Genomic DNA, 16,444 nt, shown 5'->3' with positions numbered 1-16,444 from the left:
TGAGTGATTGAGCGTCAAATGGAAGGGCACTCAATCACTCATTGACTCAATCACCACTTAATAGAGTAGTCTAAACTTAATCGTGTTGTCGATGTCTTTGAGTTCCTGAACCACCTCGTCGGCGTATTCTTTGGCCACATCCGTAATCACGTAGCCGATCTGCTCATTGGTTTTCAGATACTGACCGTGGATGTTGATGTGGTATTTGGCGAAGATGGTATTCATCTGGGCCAGAATACCCGGCACGTTGGCGTGAATGTGCAGCAGGCGGTGGGAGTTGGTCAGCAGCGGCAGTTGCAGCTCGGGGAAGTTGACACTGCCGTAGGTGCTGCCGTTGTTGATGTACTCGAGCAATTTGCCCGGTACGAAGTTGCCGATGTTGGCCTGCGCTTCTTCGGTGCTGCCGCCGATGTGGGGCGTCAGAATCACGTTGGGCAGTCCCCGCAGGGCATTCATAAAGGCTTCGCCGTTGGCTTTGGGCTCCTGCGGAAACACATCGACCCCGGCGCCAACCACTTTGCCGCGCTCGATGGCATCGACCAGCGCCGGAATATCGACGATATGGCCCCGCGACAGGTTGAGGAAGATGACGCCGTTTTTCATGAGCCCGAATTCGCGGTAGCTGATCAGGTCTTTGTTTTCTTTCCGGCCGTCGGTATGCAGGCTGATGATGTCGGCCACGGCCAGCAGTTCATCGAGCGTTTTGCACTTGCGGGCGTTGCCCAGCGCCAGCTTATCGACTACGTCGTAGAAGTACACCTCCATGCCCAGGGCTTCGGCCACAACCGATAGCTGCGTGCCGATGTTGCCGTAGCCAACGAGCCCCAGCTTTTTACCCCGTACCTCAAAACTGTTTTTGGCCGATTTGTCCCAGTTGCCTTCGTGCATGCCGTTGCTCTTGGGCACAATGCCCCGAATCAGCATAATGATCTCGCCCACCGCCAGTTCGACCACCGAGCGGGTGTTGCTGTAGGGCGCGTTGAACACGGCAATACCGCGTTCGGTGCAGGCCGTCAGATCGATCTGGTTGGTGCCGATGCAGAACGCGCCGATGGTCATCAGCTTGTTGGCGTGCTCCAGCACCCGGGCCGTTACGTTGGTCTTGGACCGGATGCCCAGAATCGACACATCGCGGATGGCTTCGATCAGCTCATCTTCGTCGAGCGCTCCCTTCCGGATCTCGACGTTGAAGCCTTCCTGCTCGAAGAGCTGAACGGCCACCGGGTGCACGTTTTCGAGCAGCAGTACCTTGATCCGGCTTTTGGGATACGACTGGCTGCGGCTCAGGTTGTTGTGGTACAGAAACTCGTCGAGCGAGGGCGCAATGTGGTCGGCTTTTTCGACTACCTGCGGGCGCATCACGTTTTCGGTGAAGGCGTAGAACCGGTTGGCCAGGCCAGCCGCGCGGATTTCGTAATCGGTATAGCCGTCGCCAATCACGTACACCTCGCCGTCGAGGTTGAGGTTACGGATTACCTGCGACTTGCCGCCATTGGCCGACAGTGGGTTGGCGCGGTCGAAACCGACGATGTTACCCGCTTCGTCGAAGACGAAGGTATTGGCAAACACGTTCTCGGCCTTGATGCCCAGCGAGGTAACGATCGGGACAATAAACTCCCGGAACCCGTTGGAGACGATGTAGATATGGTCGGCATTTTCGGTCAGAAAGGCCTTGTTGCGCTGAAACGAATCGGAGATTTTACCCATCAGCGTTTCAACCAGCGCCGGTAGCTGATCGCGGTGGGCGCGCAGCAGGTTGAGCCGCAGGTCGAGCGATTCGGTAAACGACAGTTCGCCCGCCATACCCCGGTCGGTAATGGCTTTGATCTGCCGGAGGGCATCGTCGCGGTCGGGCCGGCCAATCAGGGAGATTTCGCCCAGCACATCGAGGGCTTCCACTTTCGTGAACGTGCTGTCGAAATCAATGATAAAGAACGTCTGTTCGGGTGTTTTGGTAAGCATGGGTACCTAAGCTAAGCCCACAGCGGTAGCCGGGGGTATGAAATTCACAAATCAGTTCATCGCGGTGGTCGGCAGGGGGTGTCGCAAAAAAGCGACTGCCCGTTCTTCCGACCAGTAGGGGCCGTTGAGTCCGTCGGTTAGCGTTGGAAAGCCACAGTGGCCGCCCTGCTCCGGAAATTCCATCCATACCATGGCCAGTTGTCGGGCCAGTGTATCGGGGAAACAGCTGGGCGACAGAAATGGGTCATTCTGGGCATTGACAATCAGTGTAGGCACCGCAATGGCCGGAATATACTGGAGTGCACTGCTCCGTACGTAATAATCCGTGGCATCGCGAAAGCCATTCATCGGGGCCGTAAAGAGTTCGTCGAACTCGCGGACCCGACGGGATTGCCGGATGGCATCGACCGGGAAAACGCCCGGCATGACGGCCGCCTTGCGAAGCACTTTCGCATTGAGCGCCCGGCTGAACCGGCGGTTATAAATCAGGCTGTCCCACTGTTCGAGTCGACGCGCCGAACCCAGCAGATCGAGCGGTACCGAGAAAACCACCGCCCGCCCAATGGCCGGATCGATGGCGGTACCCTGCTCGCCGAGGTATTTGAGCGTCACGCTGCCCCCGGCCGAAAATCCCATCAGGTGGATGGTCTGGTAGCCTCTGGTCAGGGCGTGGGCGATGATGAAGTGTAAATCGGCGGTATCGCCGAGGTGATAAAAGCGTTGCTGCCGGTTCAGTTCGCCACTGCACGAGCGGTAGTGCCAGGCCAGACAGCTATACGACTGCCGGGTCAGGTACCGCACCATGCCCGCCAGGTACTGACTCGACGAACTGCCCTCGAGCCCGTGCGACAGAATCACCAGCTCCCGGCTCCGATCAGGTCGGTCGGCCGAATCGCCTGCCGGAAAGGCCCAGTCGAGATCCAGAAAGTCGTCGTCGGGCGTGTCGATTCGCTCGCGGACGTAGTCGACCGTCACCCGCCGAAACAGCGAAGGGATAATGGTCTGAAGATGGCCATTCCACAAACGGGTGGGTGGCCGGTACGTCGACGGGGTAATCAGCGGCATAACGGGACGCAGATAACGCAAGCAACGAAGGTACATGTTTCGGGGCGTCTGCTACGAAAAAGGATTGCACATCTGGCAAAAATCATGTTTTTGCCCCCGATTGTATAGTTTTTCCGGTACACTACAGATCGAGCTGCAACTTGTTACCCATTGGCCATTTGATCTGAAAACAGCTGCGCCGGTCGGGAAAACGTTCCCGACCGGCGCAGCTGACCGAATACCGGGACAACTGACTACAGCGCCAGCTCCCGGGTCGAAACAATCGTCAGTACTTCGGTGTCTTTCAGGCGCGTAGCCAGGCCGAGTGTCTTGGGCACTTCGTAGTGAAAATAAAACTTCATGGTGTGCAGTTTGCCCTCGTAAAAGAGTTGCTCGTCGCCCTGCGGGTTTTGGGTTAGCAGGGTCTGCTGGGCCACTACCGCCTGTTTAAGCCACTGCCAGGCTACCACCACAATGCCGAACAACTCCAGAAACAGCGTGGCATCGGCCAGGTAACGCTCGGTATCGCCATTCATGGCGTGGGGCATCAGCGACATCACTACCTCCTGCGTACGTTTCAGTTCGGCCGTGAGCATAGTGGCGTAGGGTTTCAGCTCGTCGTAGGCACTGGCTTCACGGATGGTGTTGCTTAGTTCGGCGAAGAGCAGCTGGGGGGCTTTGCCGCCCTTCATGGTCATTTTCCGACCCAGCAGATCCTGGGCCTGAATACCGGTGGTGCCTTCGTAGATGGGCGTAATCCGAATGTCGCGGTATAGCTGCTCAACCGGGAAATCTTCGGTAAAGCCGTAGCCGCCGAAGGTTTGCAGACTCTGGCTCACCGACTGCACGCCCATCTCCGAGGGGAATGATTTGGCCACCGGCATGAGCAGATCGAGCAGCAGAAACGCGTTTTCCTTTTCGTCGCCCTCGGCCACCCGGCTGATGTCGTAGAGCCGGGCCGCTTCGATCAGCAGCGACAGTGACCCTTCGGTGATGGCTTTCTGAAACAGCAGCATCCGCCGAACGTCGGGGTGATTGATAATGGGTGTCTGTGGGGCATCGAGCAGGTTTTTCTCGTTGAGCCGCCGACTCTGTGGCCGCTCACGGGCATATTGCAGGGCTGCGTAGTAGGCCGCCGTGGCAATGGCGGCTGCCGTCATACCCACCCCGATGCGGGCCTCGTTCATCATCTGGAACATGTAGGGCAGGCCCTGGTGCGGCTCGCCGACCAGATAACCGATGGTGTTGTCGCCGGAGCCCATAGTCAGGTGCATGGCCGGTACACCCCGTTGCCCCATCTTATGGTAGACACCCGTCGACTGCACATCGTTGTCGACAAACGGGCCGCCGGGCGAATCGGTCTCGGGGCGGTATTTGGGCACTACAAAAAGCGAAATCCCCTTGGTGCCTTTGGGGGCTCCGTCGATGCGGGCCAGCATCAGATGCACGATGTTGTCGGCTGCGTCGTGATCGCCGGCCGAGATAAATACCTTTTGCCCCCGGATTTTGTAGACACCGGGCTGCCCGTCTACGGGCGTCGCGGTTGTGGCCACATCGGAGAGCGATGAGCCGGCCTGCGGTTCGGTAAGGGCCATGGTGCCCTGCCAGACACCATTCAGCATGTTGGGTACGTAGAAATCGACCAGGGTCGATGAGCCAAAGGAGGTGATGAGGTGGGCGGCTCCCGACGAGAGGCCCGTGTACATCATGCCATTGTTGGCCGCCATCAGAATAAAGCCGATTACCGAACTGATCATTTCGGGAAGCTGCTGTCCGCCCTGCTCAAACGAAAAACCCGCGCCGATAAGGCCGGCGTCGCCCATGGCCCGCAGAAACTCGCGTACCTTGGGATGGACTGTTACCTGCCCGTTTTTGAGTTCGGGCTGATTGCGGTCAATATCTTTCAGGTAAGGAAACAGCAGGGTATCGGCAATGTAGGTGGCCGAGTCGATAGCCAGGTTGAAAGTTTCGCGATCGTGAGCGCTGAAATACGCGTACTTAGTTAATTCTTCGGCCCGAAAAACTTCGTGGAGCAGAAAATGAATGTTCCGTTTGCTGAAATACGGGGTTGCCATGTTGCTAAGATGGGATTGGGATGGTATGCACGCATACTGCGTGTGGTAAATGTACCAATTTTTCCCGTTTTGGTGAAGAATCAATCCGGGTAATAGCCGCAGGGCAGATGCGTGGTGGGTTGGCTAATGCTCCAGTGCAACCCGCACCTGCGCCATCAGCGTCTGCAACTCCCGATAGCTGAACCGCGTGTTGGCCGTCTGGAAATTTAAGCAGTGGATGCCTTCGACGTCGTAGTAGGTAATGTGGCGGAGGTTGACAATCGTGCTGCGGTTGAATTGCACAAACATGGGCTGCAGGCCTGCGGGCATCAGTTGCTGCCGCACGAAGCCCAGCGTACCCCGGATACTGTAGGTAACTGGTACGCCAACTACCCGAATCTGAACGTAGTTTTTGCTGGATTCCAGGCAGTACACATCTTTCCAGAGGAGTTTGATGTTCCGGCTTCCGACCTTGACAAAGAAGAAGTCGGGCCGGTCGGTATCGGCCGTGGGCATGGCGTCGGTACCCGACCGGGAATGGAGCGACTCGATGGTGGTCTGGATCGTGGCGAAGAGGGCCGCCGGCGTGGTGGGCTTGATCAGGTACCCGCTGGGGCGTAGTCGCGTAGCTTCAAGAATGGTTTCCCGGTCGGTGTAGGCCGTCAGAAACAGAAACGGCAGCCCGTAGTCGTCGTTTAGGCGCCGGGCCAGCGCCAGTCCATTATTCGCCGGTTCATCGCTGCTGAGGTTGATGTCGAGCAGTACCAAATCGGGGCGCTGGCTGTCTGCAAGGGTAACCCCATCGTTGAAATTGGTGGCGATCCCGGCCACATTGAAGCCAAGGTCGAGCAGCGTAAGCTTCAGGTCTTCGGCAATCAGGGCGTCGTCTTCGACGATCAGAATGGATGGCGTCTTAAGCATGGCTAAGCAGGAGTTGGTACTGGAACGGGTTGTGTTGCGGATGGGTCAGGGTGCCCCGAATCTGACGGGATAGTAGCCGAACAATGTCCATGCCCAGATTGGGCACTACCGGATGCGCTACGGGCAGGCCATTGTCGGTATAATCGACGTAAACCGTGGTCAACTCCTGCCGGAGTTTAATCGCGATCACCAGGGTGTCGTTGGCGGGTATCGCGTGCTTCATGGAATTGGTGACCCATTCGGTCAGAATAAGCGCCAGGGGCAGGTAATAATCGCTGGGCAGCGAGAGGTCGGTGATGTCGAGCTGGGTCACAACATCTTTATCATAGCAGCGCACCACGGCATCGGTCATCGTATCGATGTACTGCTTCATGTCGATGGGGCCCTCTTCGCCCAGCAGCTGCTTGTGCAGCGTAGCGATCGATTCGACCCGCAGGCGGGCCTGCTGCAGCTGAATCAGCGCTTCGGGGTTCGTGATGTTGCGCTCCTGCATATGCAGCAGGCTGTAGATCATCTGCAGGTTGTTTTTGACCCTGTGCTGGATTTCCTTGTTCAGCAACTGAATCTGAGCGATCTGTTCGTCGAGTTTCCCATTCAGGGTAGCCAGCCGGTTCGACTGTGCTCTGAAGAGCTGGTTGCGCCGGTAGAGGTAGAAACTCAGCAACGAGATAATGACCAGCACCGCACCCATAACCCAGACCGCATACCAGCGAATCTCACGAATGCGGTTCTGGTAGGCCATTTTGTTGCGTTCTACGGTCAGTTCGCTGTTGACCAGGGCGCGCTGCATCTGCGCCAGTGCTCCGGTCTGGTTTAGTTTCGTTTCAAGTCGGTGACTTATGGCCGAAAATCGGTAAGCAGGTTCGTAGTCCTGCCGGGCTGCGTACAGATCGGCCAGTGTGCCGGCAAAATACAGGCTGTCCATCAGGTTGGTTGACCGGTTGAACACGGTTGTCAGCGAGTCGATGTAGGGCGATGGCCGCCGGTAATACAGGGCGTCGATCCGGCTGCGGGTCAGGTAATAGTGGTTCAGGTAATCGTAAGTTTCCGGGTCGTTACTGATCCAGGCACGCCGGGTCAGCTTGCGGAGAATGTCTTCGGCGAGCGGAAAAGCCCCTACTTCGGTGGCAATCAGTGCCATTTCAGCCGTGAACCGATACGACCGGAGCTGGGCTGTGTCGGTGTGCGCTATCTCGTTGGTGAGCTGCGTCAGTACCCGAACCGTGTTGGTGGTATCCTTGATCTTATCGTAGGCGTGCGCCTGCAGGTGTTTTACATACAGGTAATGGTAGCGCTCGCCCGGTACCTTGTGATACAGGTCGGCGGCCTGTCCGTAGAAATGAATGGTCAGGCGGGGGTCTTTGTTCCAGGCATCATACACACGGCCCTTTGCATACGAAGCCCGGGCCTGCATCAGCCGGTCGCCCCACCGATCGGCAATAAGCTGGGCACTGTCATAGTAAGCCAAACTTCGGGCAAAGGAATTATACCCCTGTTTCTGGGCATACACATCGTTGCCCAGCTGGATGAACTGCGACTGAGCAAGACTGTCGGCCCGATAACGGGCTTTGCTATCGACGTCGTACCGGTGATCGGACTGGCAGCCAAGTAAGCCGGTGATTAAAAGAAAGACAAGTATACGGTAGGTCATAAACATAGGTGGTAAAGTGTACTGGGGCGGTAGACTGACCGTAAACGCTTTTGGGCCATTCTGTCAAAAGCAGCCAGCCGACGCAGGCACGGCCAGCAGGGTACCCGTCTGGTCGTACGTGGCCTCATCCGTTTAAGGCATAATCTTGGCGGTCAGGCGTCCGGTTCTGGAGTAATACAGTGTTGAAAACATAGCTTATCAGGTTACGTAGAAATGCTGCGACAGAAGAATAGGGGAGCCGGCTGAGTGCCGGTGAACGGCGTTCGCAGGTACCGTACGCTCTTCAATACCGGTTCAATCCAGTATCTGACCCACCATTCATATGGTTTTGGTAAATGCAAAAGACAGGAATCGGCTACTTTAAAAAAATACCTCGGTCGAGGTATTTTTGCTCAGTTTTGCCCGGAATTTTAGCTGATTTGTCTACCGAAAGGGTATCTGCGGGCACAGATGCCCGGCATTGGCATCTGCCCGCGAATTACTGAGTGGTAATGTGGTGCGTAGTGCAACAGTAGTGAGCCTGATCGCTGGCTGGTAGCTGGTCCCTTCCGGAGGTAGGCGCTCTCGTTTAATTGATGGGGTGGTGCGCCGGCGTTGTCTGCCATACCGGCTGGGCGAAAGCCATGATTTTGTAACGACTGCCTAAACTGTTCCCCGCAATCCTTCGTTTAATGGTCATCGTATAAACCGTACGACTGAACCAAACCAATTTATCAGACATGAAAAAACTGATTGCGCTGTTCACTATTCTGTTTGCTATGGTATCGCTGGTGCAGGCACAGGACAAAAAGCCGCCCATGAGTCCCAAGATCACGGCCGAAAGCCCCGACAAGAGCATCAAGGTGGTATACGGGCAGCCTTCGAAACGGGGCCGGGTTATCTTTGGCGATGCCGGCCTGGAGAAATACGGCAAAGTGTGGCGTACCGGTGCCAACGAGGCTACTGAAGTGACGTTCAAAAACGATGTGATGTTTGGCGGTAAGATGGTAAAAGCCGGTACCTACACGCTCTACACCGTTCCGAACGCCAAGGAGTGGGACGTAATCCTGAACAGCACGCTGGGTCAGTGGGGCGCCTACGACTACGAGAAAATTAAGAATGCCGACGTGGCCATGGTGAAAGTACCCGTTTCGACCAATAAAACGCCCATCGAAAAACTGACCATCACCCCAGCCAACAACAGCATTGCTATTGCCTGGGACAACATGACCGTATCGGTACCGGTCATGAAACACGGTATGTAAGTCCGACAAATACGTTTTTAGCGTATATGCCCCCGATTACGTGGTAATCGGGGGCGTTTTTTTTAGGTAAAAGCTGAAAATCAGGTGCTTTTGAGCCATACGCTCAGTTAACTTGCAACAATTCCCTAAAAAGATTCGTAAATAGCTAACAGACAAACGTTTATATAGTTACTAGAGTAATCGTAAACCGGTGTCCCTGTATGACCAAACATTACCCGCTTTTTTTGATGGCATTACTGATTGGTACGTCGGCGCTGGGGCAAACGGCTACCGATTATTACCAGCTGCCGGCCCGCCAGCCGCATGCCTACAGTCGGGTGCTGGCCCGCTACGGTGGGGCCTACACCCGCGACCGCTGGTATGTGGGTCTAAGCGGGTTTGTCCGCACCGATCGCGCTCAGCTCGATAATTCGCTGGGTGGGCTTATTGGCTCGAATCGGGTAATCCGGCCGGGCTGGGGGCTGGTGCTGGGCTGGACCGCCCGCGAGCGATGGACCGTGGAGGCCGGCTACACCAACTCGCCCGCTCATTCGGAACTGGTGATCGACCGGGGCCGCTTCCCCTATACCTATTCGTACACCAGTGATAACCACAGTTTTCTGCTGCGCGGCAAATACATGCTGCTGTCGACGAGTGGCCCCTGGCGCCGGTCGGGCTTCTGGATCAGCGGGGGGATGTGGCTGGTGCCTGGCAGCGGGGCCAGCCGGGGCGATCTGCTGATGGCCGGGTACGCCTACCGGGCCCGGGCCGGCGAACAAATCGATACCTTACGACTGACCGGCCAGACACAGGTCAGCAGCCGCCCCACGGCCATTGCCGAGCTGGGCGCCGAATACACCGTCCGGCTCAGCAACCGGCTCGATCTGGGCCTGTCGGCCCGCAAGCTATGGGGCCTGAGCAGTGCTGTCGATACCGATCTGCAATATCGGATCAGCAGTCAGGCCACGCAGTACGCGCAGCTGAAGGGCGCCGGCAGCGGCATGACCTACGGCCTTACCCTACGCTACTCGTTTGCACTCAACCAGAAACTGGCCAGCGTCTGGAAAAGTCCCGGTAGCCGGCTCGCTAAGTAACCATTCTGGAATTTAGCGAGTCTGTCCAGTTGGGATGGCGGGTGAAAGGCGTAGTTTCGCGCTGTGAAAACAACGCATTCGTTTTCATCAGGCAAACCGTGGGAATTCGCTACATACAACCGATGGGTCGACTCGGTACGTTACTTGTTTTACTGGCCGTGCTGATGGGCGGGCGGGCGCTGGCCGACGTCAGGCTGCCGCACGTTTTCGGCGATCATATGGTGCTGCAGCGCCGGAAACCGGTACCGGTCTGGGGCTGGGCCTCAGCCGGCGAAAAACTTACGATCGCCTTTAACGGTCAGACCAAGACGGCCCGGGCAGCCAAAGACGGGCGCTGGCGCGTTCAGCTCGACCCGATGGAAGCGGGTGGCCCCTACCAGTTAGTCGTTACCGGCAAAACAAATACCGTTCAGATTAATGATGTGCTACTGGGCGAAGTATGGCTGTGCTCGGGACAGTCGAATATGGAATTCAGTCTGCAGGGAGCAGCCAACGGCCCTGCTGATATACGAAAAGCCAACTACCCCACCATTCGGCAACTGCTGGTAACGAAGGCCAAGGCCCTGACCCCCCAGTCCGACATCAACGGCTCGTGGGCGGTATGCAGTCCGGCCACGGCGGCTACTTTCTCTGCCGTGGGATACTACTTTGCCCGGGCGCTGCAGGACCGGCTGCAGGTGCCCATCGGTATCATCAACAGCAGCTGGGGCGGTACGCACGCCGAAACCTGGACCAGTCGCGAGGCACTCAACCGCGATACCACCCTGCGGTATATGGTGGCCGATATGCCCGCTACGTACGACGAGGCAGCCGACCGTAGCAAGGCCCGGCTGCAGGCGCTGCTTCAGGAGCAGCAGGGGGGGCTGCCATCGGCCGGCGAAGCGCGTACCTTTGCAGCGCCCGAGCACAATACCAGCGATTGGAAAACCATGCTGCTGCCCGGCAACTGGCAGGGCAGGGGCCTGCCCGGTCTAAACGGGGTGGTCTGGCTGCGAAAAGACATTATTTTACCCGAAGGCACCGTGTTCGACGGACGAATCCTGCAACTGGCCGCTATCGAGGAGACCGACTCGACCTACGTCAACGGGCAGCTGGTAGGCAGTGGCAAGGGCGTCAGAGGGCGGGAGTATGCGCTGCCGGCCGGGCTGCTGCATCCCGGTATCAACACCATTACCATTCGGGTCGACGATAGGGGTGGTCCCAGCGGGCTGCTTGGCGAGCCCGATCAGCTGAAGCTGACGGGGGCGGGCGATGATGTGCCGCTGGCAGGGCAGTGGCGTTACCGCGTGGCCCATGTCGAGGAGTCGTCCTACAAGGCCGGCCCCAATACCTATCCCACTCAGCTGTTCAACGCCATGATTGCTCCCCTGGTACCGTATGCCCTGCAGGGCGTTTTGTGGTATCAGGGTGAATCAAACGCCAACCGGGCCTACGAGTACCGCCGGGCGTTTCCGGCGCTCATTCAGGACTGGCGGCAGCACTGGGGGCAGGCCGGTATGCCGTTTCTGTTCGTACAGCTGGCTGCATTCAGCGCCAACAACGGTACCAGCGCAACCGGTAGCACCTGGGCCGAGTTACGCGAAGCCCAGGCGATGGCGCTGCAGCTGCCCGTCACCGGCATGGCCGTTGCGGCTGACATTGGCGATCCCGCCGACATTCACCCGAAAAATAAACTCGATGTGGGCAAACGACTGGCGGCCGAAGCCATGCGCGTTGCCTATGATACATCGGGTCAGAAAAATGCTCTGTCGCAGGGCCCTCTCTTCGACCGGATGGTGGTGCGCGAAGACCGCGTAACGCTGGTGTTCAGACAGGCCACCGGCGGGCTGGTGGTAAAAGATCGCTACGGGTACGTACGCGGTTTCGAAGTGGCGGGCAGCGATCAGAAGTTTTACTACGCCCGGGCCGAGGTGCTCGGCGAACTGGTCGTGGTGCATGCGCCTGAAGTACCCAATCCGGTTGCTGTACGTTACGGCTGGGCCGACGACAACAGCGATATCAACCTCTACAATCGGGCGGGCTTTCCGGCCGCACCTTTCCGAACGGATACCTGGAAAACCATTACCGACAAAAACCGGTTTTCGGGCCAGTAGCCACCCAGCCATAAGGGGTCGGTATGGACGTGCGAGGGCCTGTATCCCGTCGATTGTTTGTCTGGCTGTGAATTAATTGCGCTTTTGTATTGGGCCTGACCGGTTTTGCCTTATTTTTAACTGGACGCGGGTTGCGGGGCTTGAATGAACAATGCTCATCTGGCTGCCAAACCCGGTCTGAGTTGGTAACGCCAAACCATCCAGCCCGCTATGACCACACGCCGGTCGTTCTTTCGCCAGACAGCAGCCGCAGCCAGTGCACTCGCGCTGCCCGCTTTTCTCCCTGATTCGTTCGGGCGTTCGGCCCCGATGGCCAGCGCCGGTCACCAGTCGGCCGATACGCTGGCGCAGGATGAAGACTTCTGGGCCTGGGTGAAGTCGGAGTACACGGTATCGCCGAATTTGCTTAATCTGAATAACGGGGGGGTATGTCCGCAGCCCAAAGTAGTGCAGGATGCCCACATCCGGTTCTACCAGTATGCCAACGAAGCCCCCTCGTATTACATGTGGCGCATTCTCGATCAGGGGCGCGAAGCACTTCGCAGCAAACTGGCCGATCTGGCGGGCTGTCAGGCCGACGAGCTGGCCATCAACCGCAACGCCACCGAGGGACTGAATACAGTGATCTTCGGATTAAATCTGAAAGCGGGCGACGAAGTGGTGCTGTCGAAGCAGGATTACCCCAACATGCTCAACGCCTGGAAACAGCGGGAGAAACGCGACGGTATCAAACTTGTGTACCTCAACCTCGACTTACCGAGCGAAAACCCCGATGCCTTGGCGGCCCAGTACATCAACGCCTTCACACCCCGCACCAAAGTGGTGCACGTAACGCACCTGGTCAACTGGGTGGGGCAGGTGCTGCCCGTGCGCAAAATTGCCGATGAGGCCCACAAGCGCGGAATCGATGTGATTGCCGACGGAGCCCATTCGTTCGCCCTGTTCGATTTCAACATTCCCGACCTCGGCGCCGATTATTTCGCCACCAGTCTGCACAAGTGGCTGGGAGCTCCTTTTGGCAGCGGATTGCTTTACGTGCGGAAGACCAATATCAGCAAGGTCTGGGCACTGCTCTCCAGCAACGAACCCGACGGGTCCGACATCCGCAAGTTTGAGAGTCTGGGCACACGCTCCTTCGCGTCTGAAATGGCGATTGGTACGGCGGTCGATTTTCACCAGAGCATCGGGTCAGCGCGGAAGTTTGCCCGGGCGCATTACCTCAAAAATTACTGGATGGAGCGCGTAAAAACCATTCCAGGCGTACGGCTGCACACCTCGTTCCGGCCCGAATACGCGGGGGCCGTCGGCCTTTTCTCGATAGAGGGCATGAAACCCGCTGAAGTCGACGCGCAGCTCATGAACCAGTTCAAAATTCACACGGTCGGTATCGATTGGGAAAACATTCACGGCGTTCGGGTAACCCCTCATCTGTATCATACGCCCAAAGACCTCGACCGGCTGGTTGCAGCGATCGACAGCATTGCCGGCAAGCGCACGCTGGCTCAGAAAAAAAGCTGAACTTACTGGTTCCGACGCATTTCCTGCTTGCGCATGGGCATCGTATCGATCAGGCCAGCCAATTGATTGGGGGCAACGGGCTCGGTGTAGGTTTCTTTTACGCCCCCATCTTTCCCGATGAGCCACGCCCGAAACGCCGTGCCCGGCCTGAGCCGGTAGGTTTTGGTAAGCCACTGCCGGTCGGCGGCCGGGAGGGTAGCGGCATCGAGGGGTAGCAGGTCGAGGTCGCGCTCGCTCAGGTCGGCACGGGCGGGCTCGAGCCGACGCAATTGGTCGGCCAGTTTCCCGGCCGTACGGCTGTAGATGAGCAGCACCCGGCGCCGATCGCGTTTGTCGCGCAGCTGTTGCTGGAGCGATGGCTGATCGGCGAGCTGGGCTGCGGCCACCGTCGTCAGCAAAACCAGGAAAAACGCAATCGGGCCGTAGGGCATGGGCTGGTTTGTTTAATGTAAATCTTCGGAGCGTTCGAGCAACAGAATCGACGACTGCGGAACAATCACGTACTGTTCGCCCTCATACTGGAGGTCGATGGCATTGCGCTGCAGGTAGAGGGCTACATCGCCTTCGTGTGCCTGCAGCGGCATGTATTTCACGGTTTCTTCGGTTTCTTTCCAGGGCTCATCGTCGGTAGGGGTCGGAATGGGATAGCCGGGACCGACTTTGATAACATAGCCCGACTGTACCTGCTCTTTTTCCTGCACGGTTGGCGGCAGGTAAAGCCCGCTGGCCGTACGGTCGGAGGGGTCTTTTGGTTTGATCAGAACCCGATCGCCCACGACGATCAGGCGTTTCAATTTGTTGTCAGCGGTAATGCCAAGCATAAAACGAGATGTAGTAAGTTGTGGTTTGTTGTTTTGCGCGGACGGGCGTAGGGCCGAAGCCCGGCGCTGCCTGCCGGGCAACATCGATCAGGGTACCGGATCATAGCCGTGGCCACCCCAGGGATGACAGCGGCTCATGCGTTTCAGACCCAGCCAGCCCCCGCGCCAGGCCCCGTGCCGCCGTACGGCCTCGATCATATACTGCGAGCAGGTAGGCGTGTAGCGACAGGCGTTGGGCAGGTAGGGCGAAAGCACCGCCTGATAGGCCCGAACCAGTCCGATCAAAACAAATTTCATCATGCTCGGGTAAACACCAAAAAGGGCAAAAACTTTCCCGCAATCCGTATCTTTGCCCACTACCGGCCAACCGGAAAAGCCTTATTTCGCCAAGAAAACATGCTTCAGTATTTGATTTGGGAACCCGACCCCGAAATTTTTCACATCGGTTCATTTTCGGTTCGCTGGTACGGGTTGTTGTTTGCACTGGGTTTCCTGCTGGGCATGCAAATCATGACCTACATTTTCAAGGCCGAGCGCAAGCCCGTATCCGAAACCGATACCCTGTTGATTTACATGGTAATCGGTACCATTCTGGGCGCCCGGTTTGGCCACTTCCTGTTTTATGAGCCCGAAGTACTGATCAATCACCCCCTCACGGTGATTACCCCGCCCTTTGCCGGGCTGGCCAGCCACGGAGCCGTGGTGGGTATTCCAATCAGCCTGTGGCTTTATTCGCGCCGGAAACAAAGCATGGCCAGCGGGCAGTCGTTTCTGTGGGTTGCCGACCGGATTGTTATCGTTGTGGCCCTGGCCGGCGCATTCATTCGTCTGGGCAACTTTGTCAACTCCGAAATCATTGGCCGCCCCACCGATCTGCCCTGGGGCGTTGTGTTTCCCAAAGCCGATTACCGCGATGTGCCGGGCCCGGTCGAGTTTCACATGGTGCCGCGCCACCCGGCCCAGCTCTACGAAAGCCTTTCCTGCCTGATTGTATTCGGCGTGCTATTCTGGCTCTGGAGCCGCCGGAAAAGCCAGACCCCACGCGGTAGCCTGCTGGGTATTTTCTTTATCTGGGTCTTTACCCTGCGTTTCCTGTTCGAATACCTCAAGGAAAACCAGGTGGCCAAAGAAGCAACCATGGCGCTGAATATCGGGCAGCTGCTCAGTATCCCGACCGTGCTGCTGGGTATTTTCTTTCTGGTTCGGAGCTATCAGAAACCGATTTCGATGCCCGAGGGATCGCTGTCGGACCCGCCACAGCATTAGCCATATTGGGTTCATAGACAGTCGAATGCCTCGCTCCGGTGGGGCATTCGGCGTTTATGGGGTGCGGTTGTACGCTGGCTCAATAGATTGACGACCTGGTACATAATTTTCGTAGGTTGACCGGCAGAACAAACCCTTACCGATCACGCGTCACGCCATGCATACGAAATCAATCAAACGGCTGGGTAGCCTGCTGCCACTCGCCATCCTGCTTGCCTGTGGCGGCAGTCACGACAAGACAACGGACCCGGAAACCACCGACAACGCGTCGATATCGACCGCCGGAGCCGTGAGCGCCATGCAGCAACTGGCCGATCAGGCCGAAGAAATCGAAAAGAAGGGTCCGGTGGCCACCATCGATTTTCGCAGGCTGAAGGAACTGCTGCCGGCGGAGGCCGACGGACTGCCCCGCAAAGAAGCCTCGGGCGAGAAAAACGGGGCCGCCGGGTTTTCCTTCTCGACGGCCTTGGGCAAATACGGCAATGCCGACGACTCGGAAACCATCGAAATTACGCTGGTCGACGGCGGGGGCAGCAGCATGATGATGGGGCTGGCCGCTTGGTCGATGCTCGAAATCGACAAAGAAACGGCCGACGGTTACGAGAAAACGGGTACCATGGGCAATTATAAATCCTACGAGAAATACAACAGCCAGGATAAAAACGGCGAAATAGCCTTGCTGGTGGCCAAGCGCTTTGTGGTAACGGCCAAGGGGCGGGGTATCGATATGGAAAAGCTGAAAGAAGCGCTCAACGATGTCGACCTCGACAAACTGGCGGGTCTGGAATAAGGGGATA

Annotated in this window: 14 protein-coding genes; 6 read left to right on the top strand and 8 right to left on the bottom strand. The window is 57.5% G+C overall.

Translation table 11 applies throughout. The annotated features are described in order from the left end of the window. Positions 1 to 57: 57 nt before the first annotated feature. The 5 genes from serA to ACYVAC_RS01980 form a co-directional block, all read right to left on the bottom strand. Complete coding sequence (gene serA, locus ACYVAC_RS02000; protein ID WP_461095872.1) at positions 58 to 1,962, bottom strand: phosphoglycerate dehydrogenase; 1,905 nt, start codon at positions 1,960 to 1,962, stop codon at positions 58 to 60. Between the two features lie 51 nt (positions 1,963 to 2,013). Then, positions 2,014 to 3,027, bottom strand: coding sequence for a YheT family hydrolase (locus ACYVAC_RS01995; RefSeq protein WP_461095871.1), 1,014 nt, complete (start codon positions 3,025 to 3,027; stop codon positions 2,014 to 2,016). A gap of 233 nt (positions 3,028 to 3,260) precedes the next feature. Beyond that, a complete protein-coding gene (locus tag ACYVAC_RS01990) occupies positions 3,261 to 5,081 on the bottom strand; it encodes an acyl-CoA dehydrogenase (RefSeq protein WP_461095870.1) in 1,821 nt (606 codons plus the stop codon). Positions 5,082 to 5,204: 123 nt separating this feature from the next. Further along, the gene (locus ACYVAC_RS01985) at positions 5,205 to 5,981 is read right to left on the bottom strand and encodes a response regulator (protein ID WP_461095869.1); all 777 of its coding nucleotides are present in this window, start codon (positions 5,979 to 5,981) and stop codon (positions 5,205 to 5,207) included. Beyond that, positions 5,974 to 7,632: a sensor histidine kinase gene (locus tag ACYVAC_RS01980; protein ID WP_461095868.1), complete on the bottom strand. Its 1,659-nt coding sequence runs from the start codon at positions 7,630 to 7,632 to the stop codon at positions 5,974 to 5,976. The genes ACYVAC_RS01985 and ACYVAC_RS01980 overlap by 8 nt, the downstream gene beginning before the upstream one ends. A gap of 719 nt (positions 7,633 to 8,351) precedes the next feature. Between ACYVAC_RS01980 and ACYVAC_RS01975 the strand changes: the two genes are divergently transcribed. The 4 genes from ACYVAC_RS01975 to ACYVAC_RS01960 all read left to right on the top strand — a co-directional run bounded on the left by ACYVAC_RS01975 (position 8,352) and on the right by ACYVAC_RS01960 (position 13,560). Beyond that, positions 8,352 to 8,876 (top strand): DUF2911 domain-containing protein, encoded by a 525-nt coding sequence (locus ACYVAC_RS01975; RefSeq protein ID WP_461095867.1) that lies wholly within the window; start codon positions 8,352 to 8,354, stop codon positions 8,874 to 8,876. A gap of 227 nt (positions 8,877 to 9,103) precedes the next feature. Continuing rightward, positions 9,104 to 9,949, top strand: a complete 846-nt coding sequence (locus tag ACYVAC_RS01970; RefSeq protein ID WP_461095866.1) for a hypothetical protein — start codon at positions 9,104 to 9,106, stop codon at positions 9,947 to 9,949. 122 nt (positions 9,950 to 10,071) lie between these two features. Further along, positions 10,072 to 12,042 (top strand): sialate O-acetylesterase, encoded by a 1,971-nt coding sequence (locus ACYVAC_RS01965; RefSeq protein WP_461095865.1) that lies wholly within the window; start codon positions 10,072 to 10,074, stop codon positions 12,040 to 12,042. Between the two features lie 210 nt (positions 12,043 to 12,252). Beyond that, positions 12,253 to 13,560: an aminotransferase class V-fold PLP-dependent enzyme gene (locus ACYVAC_RS01960; protein WP_461095864.1), complete on the top strand. Its 1,308-nt coding sequence runs from the start codon at positions 12,253 to 12,255 to the stop codon at positions 13,558 to 13,560. A 2-nt stretch (positions 13,561 to 13,562) separates the two neighbouring features. Here ACYVAC_RS01960 and ACYVAC_RS01955 read toward each other — a convergent pair whose 3' ends face one another. From ACYVAC_RS01955 to yidD, 3 genes are all read right to left on the bottom strand, one after another. Next, on the bottom strand, positions 13,563 to 13,991 hold the full coding sequence (locus ACYVAC_RS01955) for a DUF4174 domain-containing protein (protein ID WP_461095863.1): 429 nt from the start codon (positions 13,989 to 13,991) through the stop codon (positions 13,563 to 13,565). Positions 13,992 to 14,003: 12 nt separating this feature from the next. Continuing rightward, complete coding sequence (locus tag ACYVAC_RS01950) at positions 14,004 to 14,381, bottom strand: co-chaperone GroES (RefSeq protein ID WP_461095862.1); 378 nt, start codon at positions 14,379 to 14,381, stop codon at positions 14,004 to 14,006. Between the two features lie 87 nt (positions 14,382 to 14,468). Continuing rightward, positions 14,469 to 14,678, bottom strand: a complete 210-nt coding sequence (gene yidD / locus ACYVAC_RS01945; protein ID WP_461095964.1) for a membrane protein insertion efficiency factor YidD — start codon at positions 14,676 to 14,678, stop codon at positions 14,469 to 14,471. A 99-nt stretch (positions 14,679 to 14,777) separates the two neighbouring features. Here yidD and lgt point away from each other — a divergent pair, with 99 nt between their 5' ends. After that, positions 14,778 to 15,647 (top strand): prolipoprotein diacylglyceryl transferase, encoded by an 870-nt coding sequence (gene lgt, locus ACYVAC_RS01940; protein ID WP_461095861.1) that lies wholly within the window; start codon positions 14,778 to 14,780, stop codon positions 15,645 to 15,647. A 157-nt stretch (positions 15,648 to 15,804) separates the two neighbouring features. Beyond that, positions 15,805 to 16,437: a transposase gene (locus ACYVAC_RS01935; RefSeq protein WP_461095860.1), complete on the top strand. Its 633-nt coding sequence runs from the start codon at positions 15,805 to 15,807 to the stop codon at positions 16,435 to 16,437. Positions 16,438 to 16,444: the final 7 nt, after the last annotated feature.

This window comes from Spirosoma luteolum (assembly GCF_054778875.1).
The sequence above is the reverse complement of the archived record's forward strand: the minus strand, read 5'-3'. Positions and strand labels throughout refer to the sequence as shown.